Genomic DNA, 6,034 nt, shown 5'->3' on the forward strand with positions numbered 1-6,034 from the left:
TCGTCGCCTTCTCCCTCACCTTCCCGGCGACCGCCTGGGGTCTGGAGAGCCTCGGGCCCTGGTCGCTCGTGGCGGTCCGGGGCGTCCTCGCGGCCCTGGTCGCGGGCGCCTGCCTGCTGCTTCTGCGCGTGCCGCTGCCCGAGGCCCGCCATCTGCCGGGGCTCGCGATGGTCGGGATCGGCACGGTGCTGGGTTTCCCGCTGCTGACCACGCTCGCGCTCCAGACCTCGACCACCGCGCACGCGGCCGTCGTCGTGGGCCTGTTGCCCCTGACCACCGCCGCGGTGTCCGCCCTGCGCACCGGCGTACGCCCCTCGCGCCGCTTCTGGGCGGCGGCCCTGGCCGGCGCGGCGGCCGTGGCCGCGTTCACGGTCACGCAGAGCGGCGGCGCCCTGACCAGGGCGGACGTCTATCTCTTCGCGGCCCTGCTGATCTGCGCGGCCGGGTACACCGAGGGCGGCCGGCTCGCCCGGGTCATGCCGGGCTGGCAGGTCATCGGCTGGGCGCTGGTGCTGTGCCTGCCGCTGAGCGCGCTCGGCACCGCGGTCGCGCTGGGGCACGAGCCGGTACGGCTCACCGCGCACGGGATCGCCGGGGTGCTGTGGGTCGCGGTGGGCTCACAGTTCCTCGGGCTGCTCCTCTGGTACCGGGGCATGGCGGCCGTCGGCATCCCGCGGGCCAGCCAGTTGCAGTTGGCCCAGCCCCTGCTCACACTGGTGTGGTCGGCACTGCTACTGGGCGAGCACGTACCCGCGGCGGCTCCGCTGACCGCGATCGCCGTGCTCGTATGCATCGCCGTCACCCAACGGTCGTGACCGTGAGGAGGGCCTGACAATGCGCGCGTCCAAGGGCGACCACCTTGTCCAGCACGGACGAGTGGTGGGCCAACACGATCAGGTCACCGAAGTGGTCGAAGTGATCGGCGAGGAGGGCGAACCGCCCTACCGCGTCCGCTTCGAGGACGGGCACGAGGCCATCATGTCGCCCGGCCCGGACTGCCAGGTCCGCCACCACGAGGACAAGACGAGCTAGCGGAACACAACGGGGTCAGCGCGGGGGTCTCGCTGGCCGGCTGTAGTGGTCGGCGACCACCCGTGCCATCGCGCCCAGCGGATCGCGGGCCACGTCCTGGGCGGCGAAGAACACATGCCCGCGCACCTGCGGATATTCGGCGGCCAGGGTGAGATGCCGGGACAGTTCGGCGGGGTCCTGCCAGGCGGGAGGCTGTCCCGCCGCGCCCGCCTTGTAGAGCGCCTCCCCGACGTACAGCCGGGTCCGGGTGCCCGCGGCCTCGGCCGCCCACCAGTCGAGGAGCTTCGCGTAGTCGGCGGCCGCGAAGCCGATGTTCCAGTAGATCTGCGGGACGATGTAGTCGATCCAGTGCTCGCGCACCCACTTCCGGGTGTCCGCGTACAGGTCGTCGTACGTCTGCACGCCGGCCCGGGTGTCGGAGCCTCGCGGGTCGGTCGCCGCGTTGCGCCAGACGCCGAAGGGGCTGATCCCGAAGCGGGTGCCGGGCCGTACCCGGCGGATACCCGCCGCGACCTCCCGCACCAGCCGGTCGATGTTGTGGCGCCGCCAGGCGGCCCGGTCTTCGAAGCCGCCCCCGTACGCGTCGTAGGCGGTGTCGTCGTCGAAGGTCTGCCCGGCGACCGGGTAAGGGTAGAAGTAGTCGTCGAAGTGGACGGCGTCGATGGGGTACTTGGCGACCGCGTCCAGCATGGCCAGCCGGACGAAGCGCCGGACCTCGGGCAGGCCGGGGTTGTAGTACAGCTTGCCGCCGTAGGGCACCACCCACTCCGGGTGGAGCCGCGCCGGGTGGTCCGGGGTGAGCCGGCCGGGGTCGGTGTGGTTGGCGATGCGGTACGGGTTGAACCAGGCGTGCAGCTCCAGGCCGCGCGCGTGGGCCTCGCGCACGGCGGTGCCCAGCGGGTCCCAGCCGGGGTCGCGGCCCTGGGTGCCGGTCAGGTACTCCGACCAGGGCTCGTACGGCGAGGGCCACAGGGCGTCGGCGGTCGGGCGCACCTGGAAGATCACGGTGTTCAGCCGGTCGGCCACCGCCCGGTCGAGGTGGGCGATCAGTTCGGCCCGCTGCTCTCCGGGCGGGAGCCCCGGCCGCGAGGGCCAGTCCCGGTTGGCGACCGTGGCGAGCCAGACCCCGCGCATCTCCCGGCGGTGCCGCCCGGAGGCGTACGCCGGGGTGCTCCCGGCCGTCGCCAGAGCGGCCAGCGCGCCCAGGGCGAGCGTCCGCCGCGAGACGGCCGCCACCCCCGTCCGCGTCCCGGTCACCGCGCGAGCCGCCATCGGTACCTCCCCCACGCTCCGAGTCCGCCCCGTGACGGATCGTCCCGGAGGCACGGCTTGTCCCTACCCCGCCGATCGATCATCGATACTTGGCGGTAACGTGCACGATCGGAGCAGGCACCGAATCCGGACGCCCTGCACGAGCCGGAGAACCAGCGAAGGGGACGATGTGACGGACTTCCGAGCCGGAGACATCTCGCGCGTCGGAGTCGTGGGCTGCGGCCAGATGGGCGCGGGCATCGCCGAGGTGTGCGCACGCGCGGGACTGGACGTGAAGGTCGCCGAGACCACCGGCGACGCCCTGGAGTACGGCCGTACCCGGCTGCACAACTCCCTGGCCAAGGCGGCCGAGCGCGGCAAGATCAGCGAGGAGGAGCGCGACGCGGCCCTCTCCCGGCTGAGCTTCACCACCGACCTGGGCGAGTTCGCCGACCGCGATCTGGTGATCGAGGCCGTGGTGGAGAACGAGCAGGTGAAGACGGAGATCTTCCAGGTGCTCGACCAGGTGGTGACCCGGCCGGACGCGATCCTGGCCTCCAACACCTCCTCCATCCCCCTGGTCAAGCTGGCGGTCGCCACCTCGCGCCCCGACCACGTGATCGGCATCCACTTCTTCAACCCGGCCCCGGTGCAGAACCTGGTCGAGCTGATCCCGGCCCTCACCACCTCCGAGGGCACGCTCAGCCGGGCGCAGATCTTCGCCGAGAAGACGCTGGGCAAGCACGCCATCCGCGCGCAGGACCGCTCCGGCTTCGTCGTCAACGCACTGCTGGTGCCGTACCTCCTCTCCGCGATCCGCATGTTCGAGTCCGGCATCGCCAGCCGCGAGGACATCGACAACGGCATGGAGATGGGCTGCGCCCACCCGATGGGTCCCCTGAAGCTCTCCGACCTCATCGGCCTGGACACGATCGTCTCGATCGCCAACTCCATGTACGCCGAGTACAAGGAGCCCCTGTACGCCGCTCCCCCGCTGCTCCAGCGCATGGTCGAGGCGGGCCGGCTGGGCCGGAAGTCCGGGTCGGGCTTCTACTCGTACTGAGCAGACCGTGTGGTGATCAACACGTGTTGATCGCACATATGTGGATCGCACATGGACCCGGCACTCGGATGAGTGCCGGGTCCATGTGTTTCACACTCCGTGTGCGCCGGGGGCTCGCATATGCCGTTCGCACACGCTCCCCACGGGCCTACCAGGGCGGTTGACTCTGCATGCGCATGCAAGGGATGCGGAGTCGTCCCGTCCGACCACGGAAAGGAGTGGACCCGTGACCGTCGAACCGGAGCAGGCCGTGGTTCACGGAGAACTGGCCGAGTTACGCCGCCGCCTCGACGTCGCCTACGCGCGCGTCGAAGGCGGGCTGGCCCTGCTCAGTCACCGTACCGAGGAGACCGCCAAGGAGCTGGACGAGCTGAACTCCCGGGTGAAGTCCCTCGAACACGCCCGTTGGCCACTGACCTCGGTGGCCGCGCTCACCGCCCTGGGGGCGCTGGCCGTCGCCGTCTGGCAGGCACTGGCTCACTGACCGTCGGCGAGCCGGAGATGGTGCAGCAGGAGTAACGCGGCCGCCATGTTGGCGGCCGGGACCTCCCCTCGGGCGATCATGTCGGGGACGAGTTTGAGCGGGACCCACTCACGGCGGTCCGACTCGAAGTCGTCCACGGGATGACCGATGTACTCACCCTGGTCGGACCAGTAGACGTGGTGCCGGGCGTCGGTGAGGCCGTTGGACGGCTCCACACTCATCAGGTGGTGCAGAGGCCCCGGCCGCCAGCCGGTCTCCTCCTCCAGTTCCCGCGCGGCCGCGGTCATGATGTCCTCGCCGTCCTCCACGACCCCGGCGGCCAGTTCCCAGCCCCAGCTGTCGGTGATGAAGCGGTGCCGCCACAGCAGCAGGACCTCGTTGGCCTCGTTGACCACCGTGGCGACGGCGACCGGACGGAGCCGGATCAGGAAGTGGTCCAGATGTGAGCCGTCGGGCAGCTCCACATCCGCCAGGTTGACGCTGAACCAGCGATTCGCGTACACAGTTTGTTCGTTCTGTTTCGTCCACTGCACGGTTCTGCCACCTTCCGCCGAGTAAGTGGCAATATCGCAGCAGGGACTATTCCCGGCCTACAGGGCGCTCGCTTCGGCGGCGCGCGCCCCCGCCCGCTACAGCGGGACGCGCAGCGCGCCGTCGATCAGTTCCGCCGCGTCCGCGGTGCCGGCCGAGCCGCAGCGCACGAGGTACTCGCGGACCGCCCGGAGCCGGTCGCGCAGCCGCTGGGACTCCATGCCGCGTGCCTGCTCGGCCATCTGCACGGCCGTCGCCACCGCCTTGTCGGCGTTGCCCTGCCGCAGCTCGATCGTGCTCAGCATCGCCAGCCGGTGCACCCGGCCCCGGTCGTGCGCCGGGGTGTCCACGGCCGCCGCCGCGTGCTCCCGCGCGGCCGACAGCTCACCGAGGCTCAGCAGCGCCTCGGCCACCTGGACGTTCACCAGGCCCGGCTGGACGTAGCCCGTCTCGTCCGGCTCGGTGCCCGGCCGGATCTGCCCGGCCGCCGACTCCGCCCGCCGGATGCAGGACAGCGCGCCGCCCCCGTCGCCGAGGTGTGCGTACGCCTTGGCCTGCATCGCGTACAGGTCGGAGGCGAGCGCCGGGGTGATGTGGCGGCCCGCCGTACGCAGCGCGGCCTCGGCGAAGGCGACCGCCTGGCGGTACTCCCGCATGAACAGCGACTGGTTGACCAGCAGCGCTATCACGTACGCCCCCAGCCCCCGGTCCCCGCTCGCCTTGGCCAGCCGCAGCGCCTGGTGGAAGTATCGCTGGGCCAGGCCGTGGGCGTCGGAGTCGTAGGCGCAGATGCCCGCGATGGCCACCAGCCCGCCGGTGGCGCGGTGCAGTTGACGGCCGGTGTCGTCGGGATAGCTGCCGCGCAGCAGGGGCGCGGCCTCGGCGTTGAGGAAGCCGACGATGCGGGTGCGGGTCGCCACCCCGCCCGTCTTGCGGTACATCTGCTCGTAGTGGGCGCGGGCCGCCCGCAGGGTGCCGATGTCGGCCTCGGTGACCCGGAGGTGTCCGCCGCGCGAGACGTCGACGTCCTCCGGCGGGTTCTCCCACTCCCACACCGGCATCACGGCGGGCGTGCCGGTGACCGCGGGGGCGCCCAGGACGTGCGGGCGCTGCTGTTCGTCGGAGCGCCACAGCGCGGTGGCCCGTTCCACGAAGCCGGAGAGCGAGCCGGCGTGCGCGGTGGCCGGTTCACCCGGTACGCCGAGACCGATGTCGTCCAGCGTGACCGGGCGCCGTAACCGTCCCGCGAGCACCTCGCAGATCAGGTCCGGCACCTGGCCTCTCGGCCGCTGGCCCTTCAGCCAGCGCGCGACGGCGGTGTGTTCGTATCTGAGGGCGAGTCCCCGACGGCGGCCCGCCTGGTTGACGTGGGCGGCGAGCCCGGCGTGCGAGATCCCCGCCTCGTCCAGGATCGCGTCGAGCAGAGTGTTGGGCTGCATGGTGCCCCCCGAGTGGCGTGGTGCCGTAAGCGTAGTGCGAACGGGTTCACACGGGGTGTGAACGGAGTGCGCGCATCCGCGCCCCGCGCGCACTGTCCGGCGCGGGGGCGGGGCCGCTTCACTTGGGTCCCCGCCTCACCAGAGGCGGGCCGGGCCGCCCGCTCCCCCTCACAAGGCGGCGGTCCGGCCGAGCGCCCCCGGGCGTCGGGCGGAGCCCCGCCTTTCGCCGCCGCG

General features: G+C 72.0%; 7 protein-coding genes. 4 read left to right on the forward strand and 3 right to left on the reverse strand.

Annotation, left to right across the window (positions count from 1 at the left end):
- Nucleotides 1-815 (forward strand): DMT family transporter (locus GT030_RS12630; protein WP_161201190.1); only part of this gene is annotated, 815 nt, incomplete at its 5' end.
- 19 nt (nucleotides 816-834) lie between these two features.
- Complete coding sequence (locus GT030_RS12635; protein ID WP_161201191.1) at nucleotides 835-1,032, forward strand: DUF1918 domain-containing protein; 198 nt, start codon at nucleotides 835-837, stop codon at nucleotides 1,030-1,032.
- 15 nt (nucleotides 1,033-1,047) lie between these two features.
- On the opposite strand, the gene GT030_RS12640 is transcribed toward GT030_RS12635, so the two are convergent.
- Nucleotides 1,048-2,304: a family 10 glycosylhydrolase gene (locus GT030_RS12640; protein WP_161201192.1), complete on the reverse strand. Its 1,257-nt coding sequence runs from the start codon at nucleotides 2,302-2,304 to the stop codon at nucleotides 1,048-1,050.
- A gap of 169 nt (nucleotides 2,305-2,473) precedes the next feature.
- Here GT030_RS12640 and GT030_RS12645 point away from each other — a divergent pair, with 169 nt between their 5' ends.
- The gene (locus tag GT030_RS12645; protein ID WP_207229171.1) at nucleotides 2,474-3,346 is read left to right on the forward strand and encodes a 3-hydroxybutyryl-CoA dehydrogenase; all 873 of its coding nucleotides are present in this window, start codon (nucleotides 2,474-2,476) and stop codon (nucleotides 3,344-3,346) included.
- A 226-nt stretch (nucleotides 3,347-3,572) separates the two neighbouring features.
- Nucleotides 3,573-3,830 (forward strand): hypothetical protein, encoded by a 258-nt coding sequence (locus tag GT030_RS12650; protein ID WP_030812856.1) that lies wholly within the window; start codon nucleotides 3,573-3,575, stop codon nucleotides 3,828-3,830.
- On the opposite strand, the gene GT030_RS12655 is transcribed toward GT030_RS12650, so the two are convergent.
- Nucleotides 3,824-4,363, reverse strand: coding sequence for an NUDIX hydrolase (locus tag GT030_RS12655; protein ID WP_161201193.1), 540 nt, complete (start codon nucleotides 4,361-4,363; stop codon nucleotides 3,824-3,826). The two genes, GT030_RS12650 and GT030_RS12655, sit on opposite strands and share 7 nt — an antisense overlap.
- Nucleotides 4,364-4,459: 96 nt before the next feature.
- Nucleotides 4,460-5,800, reverse strand: coding sequence for a transcriptional regulator (locus GT030_RS12660; RefSeq protein ID WP_086691944.1), 1,341 nt, complete (start codon nucleotides 5,798-5,800; stop codon nucleotides 4,460-4,462).
- Nucleotides 5,801-6,034: the final 234 nt, after the last annotated feature.

This window comes from Streptomyces sp. SID1328, assembly GCF_009865595.1.
GTDB lineage: Bacteria > Actinomycetota > Actinomycetes > Streptomycetales > Streptomycetaceae > Streptomyces > Streptomyces griseoluteus.

Coding starts and splice junctions, on each gene's coding strand:
- GT030_RS12635 (WP_161201191.1), top strand. CDS start 835: ATGCGCGCGTCCAAGGGCGACCACCTTGTCCAGCACGGACGAGTGGTG.
- GT030_RS12640 (WP_161201192.1), bottom strand. CDS start 2,304: ATGGCGGCTCGCGCGGTGACCGGGACGCGGACGGGGGTGGCGGCCGTC.
- GT030_RS12660 (WP_086691944.1), bottom strand. CDS start 5,800: ATGCAGCCCAACACTCTGCTCGACGCGATCCTGGACGAGGCGGGGATC.